Annotated in this window: 13 protein-coding genes; 6 read left to right on the top strand and 7 right to left on the bottom strand. The window is 63.8% G+C overall.

All coding sequences use genetic code 11. From position 1 onward, the window contains the following. Positions 1-59: 59 nt before the first annotated feature. On the top strand, positions 60-983 hold the full coding sequence (locus ACXJKC_RS01940) for a DUF808 domain-containing protein (RefSeq protein WP_456694989.1): 924 nt from the start codon (positions 60-62) through the stop codon (positions 981-983). A gap of 80 nt (positions 984-1,063) precedes the next feature. Here ACXJKC_RS01940 and ACXJKC_RS01935 read toward each other — a convergent pair whose 3' ends face one another. After that, the gene (locus ACXJKC_RS01935) at positions 1,064-2,155 is read right to left on the bottom strand and encodes an inositol-3-phosphate synthase (protein ID WP_456694988.1); all 1,092 of its coding nucleotides are present in this window, start codon (positions 2,153-2,155) and stop codon (positions 1,064-1,066) included. A 20-nt stretch (positions 2,156-2,175) separates the two neighbouring features. Further along, positions 2,176-2,760 carry a PadR family transcriptional regulator gene (locus tag ACXJKC_RS01930; RefSeq protein WP_456694987.1) on the bottom strand — a complete coding sequence of 195 codons (585 nt, stop codon included), beginning with the start codon at positions 2,758-2,760 and terminating at the stop codon, positions 2,176-2,178. Positions 2,761-2,951: 191 nt separating this feature from the next. Between ACXJKC_RS01930 and ACXJKC_RS01925 the strand changes: the two genes are divergently transcribed. Further along, positions 2,952-5,165: a transglycosylase domain-containing protein gene (locus ACXJKC_RS01925; RefSeq protein ID WP_456694986.1), complete on the top strand. Its 2,214-nt coding sequence runs from the start codon at positions 2,952-2,954 to the stop codon at positions 5,163-5,165. A gap of 31 nt (positions 5,166-5,196) precedes the next feature. Here the strand turns inward: ACXJKC_RS01925 and ACXJKC_RS01920 are convergent, their stop codons facing one another. The 5 genes from ACXJKC_RS01920 to ACXJKC_RS01900 form a co-directional block, all read right to left on the bottom strand. Next, on the bottom strand, positions 5,197-5,865 hold the full coding sequence (locus ACXJKC_RS01920; RefSeq protein ID WP_456694985.1) for a response regulator: 669 nt from the start codon (positions 5,863-5,865) through the stop codon (positions 5,197-5,199). After that, complete coding sequence (locus tag ACXJKC_RS01915) at positions 5,862-7,064, bottom strand: sensor histidine kinase (protein ID WP_456694984.1); 1,203 nt, start codon at positions 7,062-7,064, stop codon at positions 5,862-5,864. The genes ACXJKC_RS01920 and ACXJKC_RS01915 overlap by 4 nt, the downstream gene beginning before the upstream one ends. Then, on the bottom strand, positions 7,061-9,265 hold the full coding sequence (locus ACXJKC_RS01910) for an MMPL family transporter (protein ID WP_456694983.1): 2,205 nt from the start codon (positions 9,263-9,265) through the stop codon (positions 7,061-7,063). The genes ACXJKC_RS01915 and ACXJKC_RS01910 overlap by 4 nt, the downstream gene beginning before the upstream one ends. A 187-nt stretch (positions 9,266-9,452) precedes the next feature. Then, positions 9,453-10,490: an alanine racemase gene (locus ACXJKC_RS01905; RefSeq protein WP_456694982.1), complete on the bottom strand. Its 1,038-nt coding sequence runs from the start codon at positions 10,488-10,490 to the stop codon at positions 9,453-9,455. Next, entirely contained in the window at positions 10,487-11,620 is a 1,134-nt protein-coding gene (locus ACXJKC_RS01900) for a lipid II:glycine glycyltransferase FemX (RefSeq protein ID WP_456694981.1), read from the bottom strand. The genes ACXJKC_RS01905 and ACXJKC_RS01900 overlap by 4 nt, the downstream gene beginning before the upstream one ends. An 87-nt stretch (positions 11,621-11,707) precedes the next feature. Between ACXJKC_RS01900 and ACXJKC_RS01895 the strand changes: the two genes are divergently transcribed. The 4 genes from ACXJKC_RS01895 (at position 11,708) to ACXJKC_RS01880 (ending at position 16,450) form a co-directional block, all read left to right on the top strand. Continuing rightward, a complete protein-coding gene (locus tag ACXJKC_RS01895) occupies positions 11,708-12,589 on the top strand; it encodes a siderophore-interacting protein (RefSeq protein WP_456694980.1) in 882 nt (293 codons plus the stop codon). A gap of 139 nt (positions 12,590-12,728) precedes the next feature. Beyond that, a complete protein-coding gene (locus ACXJKC_RS01890) occupies positions 12,729-14,228 on the top strand; it encodes a sugar ABC transporter ATP-binding protein (protein WP_456694979.1) in 1,500 nt (499 codons plus the stop codon). After that, positions 14,225-15,238 carry an ABC transporter permease gene (locus ACXJKC_RS01885; protein ID WP_456694978.1) on the top strand — a complete coding sequence of 338 codons (1,014 nt, stop codon included), beginning with the start codon at positions 14,225-14,227 and terminating at the stop codon, positions 15,236-15,238. Before ACXJKC_RS01890 ends, ACXJKC_RS01885 begins: the two co-directional genes overlap by 4 nt. Positions 15,239-15,304: 66 nt before the next feature. Continuing rightward, positions 15,305-16,450 (top strand): sugar ABC transporter substrate-binding protein, encoded by a 1,146-nt coding sequence (locus tag ACXJKC_RS01880; protein ID WP_456694977.1) that lies wholly within the window; start codon positions 15,305-15,307, stop codon positions 16,448-16,450. The last annotated feature ends 2 nt before the right edge of the window (positions 16,451-16,452 follow it).

The following is a 16,452-nucleotide window of genomic DNA, read 5'->3' as shown; positions in this document are numbered from 1 at the left end:
GCTCGGCTTATGGTTGGGCCCTAGGCTTTGGCCATGAACCCTCTTGCGTGTGAGAGCTGATGGCCGGCGGACTCGTAGCGCTCCTTGACGACGTCGCGGCGTTGGCCAAGCTAGCGGCTGCCTCAGTCGACGATATCGCGGCTGCCTCCGGCCGCGCAGCCACGAAGGCTGCCGGTGTCGTGGTCGACGACGCTGCCGTCACTCCCCGGTACGTTCAGGGCTTTGATCCTTCGCGCGAGCTGTCGGTCATCAAGCGGATCGCAGTGGGTTCATTGCGCAACAAACTCATCTTCATCCTGCCGGCGGCGCTGCTGCTGAGTCAGTTCCTGCCGTGGTTGCTCACGCCGATCCTGATGCTCGGCGGAACGTACCTGTGCTTCGAAGGTGCGGAGAAGCTGTGGGAGAAGTTCGGGCCGGGCGAACATCATGCCGAGGCTCCTGTGGCGACGGAGGCCGGCGCCGACCATGAGAAGACCATGGTCACGAGCGCTATTCGCACCGACTTCATCTTGTCGGCCGAGATCATGGTCATCGCACTCAATGAGGTCTCCGACGAGCCGTTCTTCTCCCGGGCCGCAATCCTTGCGGTCGTCGCCGTCGCGATCACTGCTCTGGTCTACGGGGCCGTCGGCCTGATCGTCAAAATGGACGATATCGGCCTGCATCTGGCCAAGCAGAAATCGGCGATCTCGCAGCGAGTCGGCCGTGGCCTGGTCGTGGCGATGCCGATCTTCCTGCGTGTGCTCTCCGCCGTGGGAATCGTCGCAATGCTCTGGGTCGGCGGTCACATCCTGCTCGTGGGTATCGACGAGCTGGGTTGGCATTGGCCGTACGAGCAGGTCCACCATCTTGAGGGAGAGGTCGGGGGCGGAGCGGCCGGCTGGCTCGTCAACACCGCATTTTCGGCGTTGCTCGGCTCGATCGTCGGTGCTGTCGTCGTCGCGGTGATGCACGTGATCCCCCGCAAGAAGCGGAGCCACTAAGGCCCCGCGAGTCAACGAGCATGAAGAAAGGGCCCSGATCCGTAAGGATCCGGGCCCCTTCTTTGTGCCTTACTAGCTGATCAGCGCTCTTCTTCGCCGCTGATGAACGCCTCGAGCTTCAGACGACCGAGGTCGTCGGGACGCTGCTCGGGCGGCGACTTCATCAGGTAGGACGAGGCCGACAGCAGTGCGCCGCCGACTCCACGGTCCTTGGCGATCTTCGCCGCACGGATCGCGTCGATGATGATGCCGGCGGAGTTCGGCGAGTCCCAGACCTCGAGCTTGTACTCCAGGTTCAGAGGAACGTCACCGAAGGCGCGGCCTTCGAGGCGGACGTACGCCCACTTGCGGTCATCGAGCCAAGCGACATAGTCGCTGGGGCCGATGTGGACGTTCTTGCTGTCGATCAGACCGGCCAGCGGGCCCGTCAGGTTCGACGTCACGGCCTGCGTCTTGGAGACCTTCTTGCTCTCCAGGCGCTCACGCTCCAGCATGTTCTTGAAGTCCATGTTGCCGCCGACGTTGAGCTGGTACGTACGGTCCAGCGTGACGCCACGGTCTTCGAACAGCTTGGCCATGACGCGGTGGGTGATCGTGGCACCGACCTGGCTCTTGATGTCGTCACCGATGATCGCGACGCCGGCGTCCTCGAACTTCTTGGCCCACTCGGGGTCGGAGGCGATGAACACGGGCAGTGCGTTGACGAAGGCGACCTTGGCGTCGATCGCGCACTGCGCGTAGAACTTGTCGGCCTCTTCAGAACCCACCGGCAGGTAGGAGACCAGCACGTCGGCCTTGGTGTCCTTGAGGATCTGCACGACGTCGACCGCGGGAGCGTCGGACTCTTCGATGGTCTGGCGGTAGTACTTGCCGAGACCGTCGAGGGTGTGACCCTTCTGCACGATGATGCCGGTCGGCGGCACGTCGATGATCTTGATCGTGTTGTTCTCGCTGGCCTGCGTTGCCTCGGAGAGGTCGAAGCCGACCTTCTTGGCGTCGACGTCGAACGCTGCGACGAACTCGATGTCACTGACGTGGTACTCGCCGAACTTGACGTGCATGAGCCCGGGGACGGTGCCCGACGGGTCAGCGTCCTTGTAGTACTCGACGCCCTGAATCAGGGACGTGGCGCAGTTGCCCACACCCACAATTGCTACGCGTACCGAACCCATGGGTTCTCCTTTTGTGTTCATTACTCGGTTGGTTTGGTGTCCGTGAGGTCAGTGGCGGGATATCCGCCCGAACGCTCACGATCGATCAGGTCGGTCAGCCACTTCACTTCGCGCTCGACCGATTCGAGTCCGTGCCGCTGCAGCTCCAAGGTGTAGGAGTCGACACGGTCACGTTTGCGCTGCCCGGACTTGCGAACGTTCTCGAGACGCTCCTCCAGACGGCTTCGACGACCTTCGAGGATGCGAACCCTCGAAGCTGCGTCGGTGCGTGAGAAGAAGGCGAATCGAACGCCGAACGCTTCGTCGTCCCACGTCGACGGACCGGAGTCCTCGAGTGCCTGGGCGAAATAGTCCTTGCCCTCGGCGGTGAGCTTGTAGACGATGCGAGCACGCCGACTCCGGCTTTCGGGATCCACGGTCTCGTCGGCCACGATGTAGCCGGACTTGCCGAGAGCCTTCAAGGCGGGATACAGCGTGCCGTAGGACAAGATCCGACCCCAGCCCAGCAGGGCGTTGACCTGCTTGCGCAGTTCATAGCCATGCATCGGGGCATCGTGCAGCAGTCCTAGAACTGCCACCTCGAGTGCCGCGCCGCGTCGTGTCATTGATCCGTCCAGACAAAGTGTGTCATTTGTTATATCGAGACGATACATCGAATCGCGACGTGTGCAAACCAGCGACCCGGTGTGAGCCAGGACACTGTTTGCACCCGCGATTACCGTTCTTTCAGATACGTTCGGCACACTTGATCGACGGTGGATCCGCTTCAGGGGTCCCGACGGAGGTAAACGGACCCTTGGCAGCACAGCGAAAGAGCGCGAGCACGAAGAACGCGAAGAAGAAAAGCGCACCCCGACTCGGTAGTGGATTCAAGACGCTCGGCCGCAAAATCGGCGGTCGCGGACGTTGGTGGGTCCGCACGATTCGGTGGTTCGCCTTCCTCGGCGTCGCCGGAATCCTGATGCTCGCGCTGACGTTCTTCATCCTCTATCGGTCGATCTCGATCCCGGATGCGAACGCCGACTTCCAGACCCAGACGACCCAGGTCTTCTACTCCGACGGCAAGCACAAGCTCGGAGAGTTCGCGACCCAGGACCGCGAGAGCATCTCGCTCGACGATGTTCCGGCCTCGATGCAGGCAGCCGCTATCGCGGCGGAGGATCGTTCGTTCTACACCAACCGCGGACTCGACTTCAAGGGCATCCTTCGCGCCGCCCGCGACAACACCACGAGCGGTTCGATCCAAGGCGGCGGCTCGACGATCACCCAGCAGTACGTCAAGATCCTCTACCTGACCCAGGAGCGTTCGTACACGCGCAAGGTCAAAGAGGCGATCCTCTCGATCAAGATCCACAACCAGTTGAGCAAGTCCGAGATCCTCGAGGGCTACCTCAACACGATCTACTTCGGCAACGGCGCGTACGGAATCGAAGTCGCCTCCCAGACCTACTTCGGCAAGCCCGCCTCGAAGCTCAACTATGCTCAGTCAGCGCTACTGGCCACGATCATCAACAGCCCGAGCTACTACGATCCGTACGCCGAGGGCGCCCAGGCCCGCATTCAGCCGCGGTTCAACTACGTCCTGGCAGGTATGGCCAAAGCCGGCGCGATCACCGAAGACGAGGCGGCGCAGTTCGCCGACAAGCTGCCGAAGGTGGTCGAGAAGAAGAACGTCAACCGGTTCAGCGGCTCCAAGGGCTACTTGCTCCAGCTGGTCAAGGACAAGATGGTCAACGAGCTGAAGTTCGATCCGAGTGAAGTCGACGGCAGCGGTCTGCGGATCGTCACGACATTCGACTACCAGGACCAGAAGAACGCTGTCGCGGCGATCAAGCAGCACCGCCCGGCCGGCGCAAAGGAACTGCATCAGTCGCTCGTATCAGTTCAGCCAGGCACCGGTGCGGTCCGAGCGATGTACGCGGGGCGAGACTATTTGAAGAATCAGGTCAACTGGGCCACTAATGGGACCCAGCCTGGGTCGACATTCAAACCTTTTGCGGTCATTGCAGCACTGGAGAACGGTTACAGCCTCAAGACCAAGCTGAATGGAAATTCTCCGTTGTACATCGACGGTAAGCGAGTTGGTGAGAATCAGGGTGACAGTGGCGGGCGGCCGTTCGGCAGTGTTTCACTCGAGTTCGCAACCCAGAAATCGGTCAACACCGCCTTCCTGGATCTGATGGATCAAATGGAGGATGGCCCCGAGAAGGTTTTGGAGGCCGCCCAGCAAGCAGGCATTCCGCAATCCCTGCTCGACAATCAGCGCAAGCTGGAGAACGACAGCCTCCCCCTCGTTACCCCTCTAGGCTATTTCCCAGTCGCGCCGGTCGATATGGCCAATGCTTACGCGACCATCGCTGCAGAGGGTAAACGGGCAGACTGGTACGTCATCAAAAAGGTAACGGACTACCAGGGCACCACCAAGTACAAGCACAAGGTCAAGAGTAAACAGGCAATTCCCGAGGATGTCGCGGCCGACACCATCGCGGCGATGCAGAAGGTCGTCAACACGGGTGCCGCAGGAACCGGTTCGAATGCGCGCACCGTGTGCACGACGGCTGGCAAGACTGGGACCGCGACTGCAGGCTCGGACAATGATCAACACGTCTCGTCCTCGTGGTTCGCCGGATTCACCCCGAAGGTGGCGACTGCGGTGATGTACAACCGCGGCAAGCTCGGCAACGCGGATCTCGAGGGTTATATGGTCCCCTTCTTCGGCGGCCAGATTCCCGCGCTCACGTTCCGCGCCTACATGAATGCCTCGCTCGACCCGAGTGACTGCGGGACGTTCCCGCCTGCCGCGAACATCCGTGCCGACAAGGGCACGGTCTACGTCGCGCCGAAGCCCAAGCCGAAACCCAAGCCCAAGCCCAAGCCGAAGCCGTCACGCACGACCAGGCCTGCGCCGACGAATCCGGCACCGACGACTCCTCCGACCACGGTCCCGACACCACCGGAACCGACGGAACCGGTCTGCAGCCCCGGTCAGCTGGAGCCGTGCGACGAGTAGCCGGTCATGTAGGTGCGGCTCTGGATCCGGGCTAAGGCTCAGCCTGGACCAGGCCGCTCTGGTAGGCGATGACGACAAGCTGTGCGCGATCGCGGGCCTGTAATTTCGTCATTGCGCGTTGCACGTGGGCGCGGACCGTGAACGGGCTGAGGAACGTGTGCTCGGCGATCTCCTGATTGGAGAGCCCGGTCGCGACCAAAGCGACCATCTCGCGTTCGCGAGGGGTGAGCACAGCGAACTGTGCGGGATGGTGCTGTCGAGCGTTATCGGGAGAGGCGAGGAAACGCGCGATCAGTGATCGGGTTGCAGCCGCCGACAGCAAGGTGTCTCCGTCGGCGATCGTCCGCACCGCATCGAACAGATCATCAGCACCGATCCCCTTGCCGATAAATCCGCTGGCTCCCGCGCGCAGCGCCTGAGCGACGTAGTCGTCGGTCTCGTACGTCGTCAGGATCAGGATCCGGCTGGCGTGCAGCGCAGGGTCAGCACAGATCTCTGCGGTGGCGGTGAGTCCGTCCATCTCGGCCATCCGGATATCCATGACCACCACGTCGGGGCGTAGTTCGCGAGTGAGTCTCACCGCCTCCTTGCCATTGGCGGCCTCCCCGACCACGATCATGTCGTCGGTGCTGTCGAGAAGCGTTCGGAAGGCATCACGCAGCAGGGCCTGATCATCTGCGAGCAGCACGCGGACAGTCATGGAACTTCACCGGCCTTGGTGGAGGGAAGGGGCAGTTGGGCGGAGACGAGGAAACCGCCACCCGGACGGCTACCGGCGAAGAGACGTCCCCCGACTGCCGTGGCACGTTCACGCATCCCGATCAGACCGTAGCCGGGGGGACGATCCGACGCTATGGACGTACCCGGTCCACCGCCGTCATCGGTGACCGTGATTGTCACGCGATCGCGGTTCCAGACAAGGCCGACCCGGGCGCAGCCCGTATCGGCGTGCTTGGTCACATTTGTCAGTGACTCCTGGATGATGCGATAAGCGGTGAGGTCCAATCCGGGCGGAAGCGGCCTGGTCGTGCCCTCCTCGACTACCGACACCTCCAAACCTGCGCGACCGAAGGACTCGATGAGAGTGGGTAGCCGCGACAGCCCGGGCGCCGGATCGACCGGAGCCGTTGAGTCCCCGGTCTGACGCAACAGTCCAACCGTGGCCCGCAGATCGTCGAGAGCGTTACCGGTGGTCTCAACCAGATCGTTCAGACTTTTGCGGGTCTGCTCCGGCCGAGTGTTGAACAGATGGGCGGCGACCGTCGCCTGCGCGCTGGCCAGGGTGATCTGATGAGCCACCAGATCGTGCAGTTCTCGTGCGATGCGCAGGCGTTCCTCGGCGACTCGTCGAAGCGCCTCGCTGTCTCGGCTCTCTTCGGCTCGCTGCGCCCGCTCCTCCACGGCCGCCAGGTAGGCCCGCCGGTTCTGCGTCGAATGACCGAGCACGCCGGCCACCAACGGGAATGCTGCCACGATTCCCAATCTGCTCGCGTCCTGCCATGAGAGGTCGCCGTACAAGGCGGTAGAGGTGACCAGGAATGCAGCCGAGATCACGAGCACCGTAACTACTGTTCGCCGTTCGAGGCGCACGGCGAGTGAGTAGGCAGTGATCACGGCAGGAGCCACGATCAGCGGGGTCAGCAGGAGATCCAAGGGCGCGACCAGCATCCCGCATGCAGTCGTGGCGGCCATCGTGACGAGGGGCGCCTGGTGCCGAAGCGGCAGCACCGCGCATGACATCACGGCGAGGACGTAGGCCGCGAGACGTGGTGCCGACACCGTGTCGTCGACCTGCAGGACACCGCCGAGCAGACAGATCACGAACGTGGTCCCTGTGATCGCTCCCTCCCGCCACCACGTACTGCGTGGTTGCGGGACGGAGCCACCGGTGTGGGTCATGGCCGGCTTTCGCCTCCCACCGCTGCGAACTGCTCAGACGCGGGCGCCGGGACATGCCGTCTGAGCGCCTCACCCTCGATATCCACATTCGGCAGCACCCGGCTCACGATACGGGGCAGCCACCACACCCGGTGGCCGAGCAATGCCATAACCGCAGGCGCGATCGCCATCCGAACCACGAAAGCATCGAATGCCACGGCGGCGGCAAGCCCGAGACCCATGGTCTGGATCGTCGGATTGTGCAGCCCGATGAATCCGGCGAACACGCTGACCATGATGATCGCGGCCGCTGCCACGACTCGCCCGCTTTGCCGGAAGCCGTCGACGATGGCGTCCTCCGGCGAAGCACCACGGACATAGGCCTCACGCATCCGAGTGAACAGGAAGACCTCGTAGTCCATCGCGAGGCCGAACACGATACCGATGATGAGGATCGGCATCAGCGACATGATCGGTCCGGTCTGATCGATGCCGATCAGGTCTGCGCCCCATCCCCACTGGAACACCGCCACGAGGACGCCGAAGGCGGCACCCACCGACAGCAGGAAGCCGAGCGCGGCTTTGATCGGAACCAGGATCGAGCGGAAGACCACCAACAGCAGGATGATCGCGAGGCCGATGACGACGCTCAGATACGGCAGGAGCGCGTCCGACATGGCCTGGGAAATGTCGATGTTCAGCGCGGTATTGCCGGTCACTGCAATCTTTGCCCCGGTGTCGGCTTCGATCGTGGTGGCTTGACTTCGGATCGCCTCCACAACGTCCTTGGTCGCGACGTCGGTCGGTGCGGTCACAGGGACCGCGGTGATGACGGCGGTGTCCTCAGCCTCGTTGAGGATCGGTTCAGCCACTGACTCGATCCCCTCCACGTCTCGTAGGGTCTCGACGACGCGGTCCCTGGCGATCTGGCCGTCTGAGGCTTTCGCAGTGTCCACGACGACGGTCAGTGGCCCGTTGAAGCCGGGGCCGAAGCCTTCCGACAGCAGGTCGTAGGCACGTCGCTGCGTGGTTTCGACCGGCTTGGACTCGTCTCCGGGCAGTCCCAGCTCGAGGGCGAGGGTCGGCGAGGCGACGGCGCCGAGCCCGAGCCCGGCGACGATCAGGACAGCCGCCGGTCGGCGCAGCACGAATCGTGCCCAACGAACGCCGAGCCCGTCTTTTGTCGCGATGGACGCGGTCTTACGACTCTTGCGGGACAGTACGCGCCGTCCGAAGAGACCGAACAACGCGGGGACCAGTGTCAGAGCGACCAGAACGGCCAAGCCCACGGCGCCAGCGCCTCCGAAGCCCATCTTGGTGAGTTCGGGAATGCCGACGACGCTCAGTCCGACCAGAGCAATGATGACGGTCGCGCCCGCGAAGACGACGGCAGATCCGGCAGTGCCGGCCGCCAGCCCGGCGGACTCTTCCGGCGACCTGCCCAGCGAGCGTTCTTCGCGGTATCGAGATGTGATGAACAGCGCGTAGTCGATGCCGACCGCGAGCCCCAGCATCAGCGACAAGATGGCGACCGTGGATGTCAGTCCCAAGGGGACGGTCAGCGCGGAGACCAGGCCGAAGGCGATTGCCACTCCCGTGAAGGCACTCAGCAATGACAGTCCGGCCGCGACGAGCGAGCCGAGGGTGAGAATCAGTACGACCGCAGCGATCGCCACGCCGATGATCTCCGTCGTGCCTCCTGGCGAAACCTCCGCATCCAAGGCCGAGCCGCCGATTTCCACGGTCAACCCCACGTCCCGCGCCTGGTCCGCAGCGTCCTCCAGCGCGTCCTTCGTCGACCCGGTCAAGTCAACGGCGTCCGCGGTATAGGTGATCGTGGAGTACGCGATGGTGCCGTCCTCGCTGACCGCGCCGGTCTGGAAGGGGTCGGTGGCCTCCGCTACCTGTTCGCCCGCGCCGAGTGAAGCGATCGCTTCCTCGACGGCCACCTTGTGCTTCGTGGCTGTCACCTGCTGACCGTCAGGGGCTTGGAACACCAAGCGGGCCTCGGCGCCCTGGGAACTGCTCTGGGGAAAGCGCTCGTCCAGCAGGTCGAATGCCTTCTGTGACTCGGTGCCCGGCATCGAGATGTCTTCCTCATCCCCGGCCGGCGCGGTGAGACCTGCCACGATCGCGAGCAGGAAGGCGCCCAACCACAGGCCGCCCACGAGCCGGCGGCGGCGGAATGACCACCGTCCGATCCGGTAGAGAATTGTTGCCACCGTCGATCACTCCAGACACTGAATAGACACAGGGAAATGCGCGAAATTCACGCGATTTCCACATTGCCTTTCCGGTACGTGTCGGAGCATCGTCCTCGGCCACCGTTTCCGTCTGGTGCCACCGGACCAGTCGGACCGGTCTCCTGGTGCCGACGCACTAGGTGACCGACCAGATCGAGCAGCGCGACTACAGTAAGGTGATGTCGTCGAACGTCGCGGTGGTGAACCGCACCGCGACGTCGACGGTGTCGCCGACTTCGGGGATCGCAGCAGAGGTCGGCAGGAAGACCATGCTGGCCTGCATGTGCGGTGGCTCGGCGAACCAGCGCTGCTTGCCGTCGATCGTGAACGGCGAGAGCGAGAATCCGGCCGCTTCGAGCCCGCCCTTGGCCAGCGACTTGCCACGCTGCACGACACCCGACGTCGCCTTCGGCGCTTCCAGGCCGATGCCGTGGCTGGTTCCGCCGGCGATGATCAGCAGTGAGCCGTCTCGGGGCATGGGGCGCTGGCGGTAGCCGACCCGTTCGCCCCGACTGACCAGGTGGGTGTCGAGAACTGTCGCGCGGACTGAGAGGGCGCCGAGGTCGCCGAGCCACAGCAAGGTGCCGATGCGGGGCTTGATGTCGAGATTGGGCCGGTGGGTGCGCAGTGCCGTGATCTCGGCCGATGTCAGGTGCGAGATGAACATCGTCGTGGTCTCGACCTGCGAGGTCTCCAATGCCGCTGCCCAGCTCTGGGCTTCGGCGAAGTTGCCGCCCGCCATGGGCAGATGGATCGCGAGTCCCTCGACCGTCAGCTCACCCAATGCGGCGACCGCAGCTGCCAGTTCGTGGCGGTCGAGCCCGTGGCGGGCCATCGAGGTCTCGCCCTCCAGGACGATGCGCGCATGGGGGGACCGGCCGGCCAGGTCGGCGATGTCGGAGACTCTGCCGAGGGTGTGGATGACCCGCTTGTCGAGCACGACATCGGTAAAGAACGGCCGCCACGGCGTCAGCACCATGACATCGCCTGCGAAGGTCGCGAGCGCTTCGGGCACCTCGGCGTAGGTGCCGACAGCGATCGTCTCAAGCCCGAGCGAGGTCGATTCGCGCGCCAGCAGATTGCGGCCGAAGCCGTAGCCATTGCCCTTGATGACCGGCACGATTCCGGGGGTCGCTTCCACGACGGCCGAGAGCCCCTTGCGCCAACGGGCCGTGTCGACCTGCAACTCGAAGCCCATCGTCATCGCCTCTTCATATATTCGGTGAATCCTCGATGCAGGACTCGGTTGAGCGGCAGATCCCATTCGCCGAGGTATTCCACGGCCTCGCCACCGGTTCCGACCTTGAACTGGATCAGCCCCACATGGGAGTCGCTGGGATCGAGGGTCTCGGTAATACCCCGCATGTCATACGTCGAAGCGCCCGCGGCGTGGGCGTCACGGATCATCTGCCATTGGATCGCATTGGATCCGCGGACATCACGCTTGGCTGTCGTCGATGCGCCGTAGGAGTACCAGGCGTGCTCGCCAACCCGGACCATCGTGGTGGCTGCGACAAGATCACCTTCGTGGTGGGCGAGGTAGAGCACGAGACGGTCGGGCTCTTCGGCGGCAAGCGCGTCCCACATGCGTTCGAAGTACGACAGCGGACGGGGCGTGAAGTGATCCCGCTCGGCCGTCTCGGCGTACACACCGTGGAACGCGGCGAGATCGTCACGAGTGCCGATCGTCACCTCGACTCCCGTCTTGGCGGACTTCTTGATGTTGCGACGCCACAACTGGTTCATTCCGGCGAGCAGGTCGTCAGGAGTGCGACCTGCTAGTGGGATCTGGAAGTTGAACTTGGGCTGGCCGGCCGAGAATCCACCCTCGGTGGGGATCTCCTTCCAACCGAGTTCGGCCAACGTCGAAGCCACCGCCAAGGCGGACTCGTCGCTGACGTCGGCGGGTACCTCCGAGAGTGTTTCGAGGACCGGATCGGCAATCGCCTGCTTGATCGTGCCGGCGTGCCAGCGGCGGGTGATGACGGGCGGACCCATGCGGATGCCGAATGCGCCCTGCGCTTTCAGGTGGTTCGCCATCGGGGTCAGCCAACGGTCGAGTTCGCCGTCATACCAGTCGATATCGGGCCCTTCGGGCAGATAGGCGAGATAGCGCTTGAGCTTGGGCAGTTGGCGGTAGAGGACGAGAGCGGCGCCCACGAGCGTCTCGCCGTCGAACCAGCCGATCGACTCACCGCGCCAGTCGTTCTTGACCTTCGCCCACGCGGGAGTCTGAAGGAAGCTGACCGAGCGGCGGGTGCGGACGAAGGCAAGATGCTCGACGTCGCTGATGGACCTGACACTGAGGGGTTTCGGGGAAGGTGCTGAGGTCACCGCTCCACGCTACCAACTGGGACGCGGAACAGAGATTTCCGATATGAGTTAGGCTTGCCTAAGTTTGTCAATCGGGAGGAACCCCACGTGAAGGCGTACGCCGCAACAGTGCTCGGACGCACCCAGATCTCTGCCCATCTGATCCGGGTGACGCTTCGGGTCGAAGGTGACTATGCGACGACCCGCATTCCTGACGAGTACATCCGGGTCATGATTCCCCCGGCCGGTGCAGAGCTCGCTCTGCCGCAGATCGACGACAAATGGGCCATCACCTACCCCGAGGGTGCGGTCGAGCCGGAGTTCCGGGTCTACACGATCTCCGATCACCGCATCGTCGAAGGCGACGCCCAGATCGACCTCGACATCGCGGTGCACGATGAAGGGGTCGGCTCGGACTGGGCCAAGAACTGCCGGGCCGGTGATCGGGTAGGTCTGATCGAACCGCATGGCCTCTACGCGGCGCCCGATGATGTGGGTTGGCAGCTTCTGGTCGCCGACATCACCGGACTTCCCGCGGTCGCCCGCATCCTGCGGGGTCTCTCGCCGGGGCAGCGCGCCGTGGTCCACCTGGTTCTGACCGACGAAGGCGACAAGATCGTCCTGCCGAGTGCCGCTGACGTCGACATCACCTGGCAGGTCGTCGCGAAGGACACCGACATCAGCGATGCGCTCGCCCAGGCCGTGACGTCGCGCGACCTGCCGGACGCCGACCGATATGTCTGGTTGGCCGGCGAGGCGCGGGCCAGTCGCGCGGCCCGCCGCCACTTGCGTCGTGAACTCAAGTGGCCGCAAAGCGACTTCTACACGTGCGGCTACTGGCAGATCGAAGCCGAGAAATGGAATGCCCGCTATGAAGAGGTCGCGGACGAAGTCATGAAGAAGTCGACCGAGGCACAGCAGCAGATCGGCGAGGACGAAGGCGCGTACCTCGATGCACTCGACGATATCTATGAGTCGGTCGGTCTGTAGAAGACCGATTGACCTCACCGCAATGGCGGGCCGAATTACTCGGCCCGCCATTTTTTGTGTTTGCCATTGACAGCTCGCTACGGGCGCCTATAGGTTCCCGTTACGAGATATGTAAGTACGGTTACATATAAAGGAAGTCATGGCAAACGCATTAGAAGTGACAGGACTGAAGAAGTCCTTTGGAGATCAGCAGATCCTGCGTGGCATCGACTTTTCGGTGGCCGCAGGCGAATGCGTTTCGTTCGTCGGTGAGAACGGAGCAGGCAAGTCGACGCTTGCCAAGTGCCTGGTCGGCGTCCACCAGCCCGACTCCGGAACTCTGACGGTCGCCGGAAAGGTCGTGCACCTGGGGTCACCCAGAGAGGCATCGGCCTGCGGCATCGGTCTGCTGCCCCAAGAATTGGCCTACGTTCCTGAGTTGACGGTCTTCGAGAACGTCGTGCTCGGCCGCTGGCCGGGCCGGTTCGGCGTGACCCGCCCCAGCGCGATGCGCCGCCACGTCGAAGACAAGATCAAGGATTTCGGCATCGAACTCGACCTCGATCGCAAGATGCGCGAGTTGAGCCTCGGCGATCGCCAGATGGTGGAGATCTCCAAAGCGTTGGTCCGCGATGCCGAGGTCTTGATCCTCGATGAGCCGACAGCAGCGCTGACCGATTCGGAGAGCAATCACCTCATCGACATCCTGCTGGGGCTCAAGCGCGAAGGCCTCGCGGCGATCTACATCTCGCACCGGATGGACGAGATCGGCCGCTTCAGCGACACGGTCCACGTTCTGCGCAACGGCCAGATCGCGCTGACGACGACTCCGCAGGAATCGACCCGCGAACAGATCGTCACAGCGATGCTGGGTCAGGCCCCCGAAACACTGGTCCCGCTGACGGTCGGCGCCCCGCGTCCTGTCGCCATGACCGTGCGCGGACTCAGCGCCGACGGTGCGGCACCGATCTCCGACATCAGCTTCGAACTTCGCAAAGGCGAGGTGCTCGGGCTCTACGGTGTGCGGGGCAGCGGCACCGACACACTGGCCGAAGCCCTTGGCGGCCTGCGCCCCGATGCCGAGGGACAGATCGAGATCGACGGCAAGTCCGGCAAGGTCTTCAAGGATCCTCGACGTTCGCAGGCCACCGGCATCTCCTATGTTCCGGCCGAGCGCAAGCGCAATGGCCTCGTCCTCGGCATGTCGATCCGCGACAACATCGTCCTGCCGGTCGGCCAGAAGATCGCGCGAAAGTTCGGCATCCTCGCTCGCCGCGATGAACAGCGCATCGCCGAGGATCTGGCCAAGCGCACCGACATCAGATTCGCCTCGTTGGCGCAGCCGGTGTCCCAGCTCAGCGGCGGAAATCAGCAGAAGGCCTTGCTGGCCAGCAGGCTCGCGCCCGAACCAGCGATCGTCGTGCTGCACGAACCGAGCCGCGGCGTCGACGTCGGCGCCCGACTCCAGATCCACAACTATCTGCGCCAACTGGCCGAAGAGGGACTCGCCTGCCTTCTCGCGACCAGCGACGTCGAAGAGGTCATCGCGATCTCCGACCGCGTGCTGGTGATCCGCGACGGGAAGATCGTCGGCGAGCTCTCCGGCAGCACATCCACACAGGCACAAGCCGTTCTACTTGCGACAGGGGCACCTTCATGAGCATCGACACCCAGACCGAGCCGGAAACGCGACCGGCTCAGCATCGCACCGGCGCCCGCAGCGACCTGATGGCCTGGCTGCGCAACTCGATCTCGGTCGTGAGCCTGGTCGTGTTCCTCATCGTCCTGGTCGCGGTCTTCGGATCGACCGCACCGGGATTCCTGACGGTCGACAACTTCCTGATCATCTTGTCGAGTGTCGCGGTCATCGGGATCGTCTCGCTGGGGCAGACCGCGGCGATCATCAGCGGCGGCTTCGATCTGTCGATCAGCGGTCTGATTCCCATGGGCGCGATCGTCTTCGCCAAGATGCTGAACGCCGGTCACAGCTTCGCGCTCAGCCTGCTGGTCGTCATGTTGGTCGGCGCCGCGTTCGGCCTGGTCAACGGCCTGCTGGTCACCAAGCTGCGGATCAGTCCACTCATCGCGACGCTAGGCATCTTGTCGGTCGCGATCGGCATGGCCCAGTCCGTCGCGGGCGGTATCACGGTGCCCTTCGATGATCCCCAGGTCAACATCTTGGCCCGGTCATCCATCGGCGGCGTCTCCAACTCGGTGTGGGTGCTCCTCGTCCTGGCCGTCGGATTCACCCTGATGCTGCGCTTCACGACATTCGGCCGGTCGATGTACGCGATCGGCGGCAATGCCGAATCATCGTGGCTCGCCGGGATCCGGGTCGACCGAACCGTCTCGCTGATCTATGTCATTTCCGCGACGCTGGCCAGTCTCGCCGGCGCCGTCCTGGCGAGCCAGCTGCTGGCCGGATCGACCAACCTCGGCCGCGACGCAGCACTGACCGCCATCACGGCCGTCGTCCTCGGCGGCGGTTCCCTCGCCGGTGGCAGCGGCACCGTGCTCGGCACGATGATCGGCGTCCTGGTGCTCGGCACCTTCCAGAACGGCCTGACCATCAAGCAGATCGACCCGTTCTATCAGCAGATCGCTACAGGTCTCGTACTCCTCCTGGCAGTGGCCTTCAGCCAGCTGCGCCAGGGCAAGCAACGCACGTGACCCATCGTGCGTCCCCGAATTCACCCATTGCCACGCCCGTGGCAGCCCATGTTCAAGGAGAGCAAGATGTCCGGTAAGAGCGTAGTGCGCAAGAAGTTTGCGGCTGCCATCGTCGCGGTGGCCGTCGTGTCACTCTCGGCGTGCGGGAGCAGCGACGGCGGCAAGGAAGCCAAGCCCTCGGGCGACAAGTCACTCTCAGATCTGACCGTCGCGTACGGCAGCCCGGGAGAGTCTGCCGAATACGAGGTCGTCATCAGCGATGGCGTCGAGGAAGCGGCTAAGACCGCAGGCGTCGACTTCAAGTTGTACAACAACAAGGACGACGGCCAGGTCGCGTTGACCAACGCCCAGTTGATGGCTCAGGCCAAGCCCGACGTCATCATCTCCTACAACCTGGTCTCGGGCGTCAACAAGGCCCTGGGCAACACGTTCAAGGGCGCCAAGATCCCCTGCATCGCGGTCAACGTCGAAACCCCGGGCTGCCCGCTCATCAACCTGAGCAACCGCATCGCCGGTGAGGACGCCGCCAAGATCGTGGCCCGCGAGGCCAAGGCCAAGGGCTGGACCGCAGAAGACACCACGGCGCTGATCGTGCAGTGCGCGTCATGCGGCACCGAGGTCAACGACTCGCCCCGCTACTTCTACGTCCAGGCCGCGAAGGAAATGGGCCTCGAAGAGGTCAAGCCCGCCGATATCAACGAGAAGACGACCAAGCTCGGCAAGAATCTGCTCCAGGTCGACGGCGGCCTCGGCCGCGACACGTCCTACAGCGCGGTCAAGAGCGCGCTGCAGTCGGTGCCGAAGGATCGTCACCTGATCGTGTTCAGCCCCAATGACGATCTGACGCTGGGCGCCTGGCGTGCCCTCGACGAGGCCAAGCGCAATGACAACACCCTGATCGGCGGCAACAACGGTTCGCCCGAGGGTCTGCGCGAGCTGCGCACCAACCCGTCGTGGGTCGTCGAAGGAACACTGTTCCTCCCGCAGTGGGGGCAGTACATCATGGCGATGGCCGTCGCCGTGGCCAATGGCGTCGAGCCGCCGGAGCTGACGATGCTCCCGCAGCTGGCCATGGACAAGAAGACGGTCGAGACGTATTACCCCGGCGATGCCAAGGTTGCGGTCAAACTCCCCCCGCTGAGGGCTGAGAGCCAGTACCTTGCCGACACCGGCGTTCTCCAGAAGTTCGGCAATGTCGAAGGTCTGAACTAGTC

The organism is Aeromicrobium sp. P5_D10 (genome assembly GCF_054049535.1).
The sequence above is the reverse complement of the archived record's forward strand: the minus strand, read 5'-3'. Positions and strand labels throughout refer to the sequence as shown.

Bases quoted from the DNA above. Each gene is read 5' to 3' on its own strand.
- ACXJKC_RS01940 (WP_456694989.1), top strand. From the start codon at position 60: ATGGCCGGCGGACTCGTAGCGCTCCTTGACGACGTCGCGGCGTTGGCC.
- ACXJKC_RS01935 (WP_456694988.1), bottom strand. From the start codon at position 2,155: ATGGGTTCGGTACGCGTAGCAATTGTGGGTGTGGGCAACTGCGCCACG.
- ACXJKC_RS01930 (WP_456694987.1), bottom strand. From the start codon at position 2,760: ATGACACGACGCGGCGCGGCACTCGAGGTGGCAGTTCTAGGACTGCTG.
- ACXJKC_RS01920 (WP_456694985.1), bottom strand. From the start codon at position 5,865: ATGACTGTCCGCGTGCTGCTCGCAGATGATCAGGCCCTGCTGCGTGAT.
- ACXJKC_RS01915 (WP_456694984.1), bottom strand. From the start codon at position 7,064: ATGACCCACACCGGTGGCTCCGTCCCGCAACCACGCAGTACGTGGTGG.
- ACXJKC_RS01905 (WP_456694982.1), bottom strand. From the start codon at position 10,490: ATGACGATGGGCTTCGAGTTGCAGGTCGACACGGCCCGTTGGCGCAAG.
- ACXJKC_RS01890 (WP_456694979.1), top strand. From the start codon at position 12,729: ATGGCAAACGCATTAGAAGTGACAGGACTGAAGAAGTCCTTTGGAGAT.
- ACXJKC_RS01885 (WP_456694978.1), top strand. From the start codon at position 14,225: ATGAGCATCGACACCCAGACCGAGCCGGAAACGCGACCGGCTCAGCAT.
- ACXJKC_RS01880 (WP_456694977.1), top strand. From the start codon at position 15,305: ATGTCCGGTAAGAGCGTAGTGCGCAAGAAGTTTGCGGCTGCCATCGTC.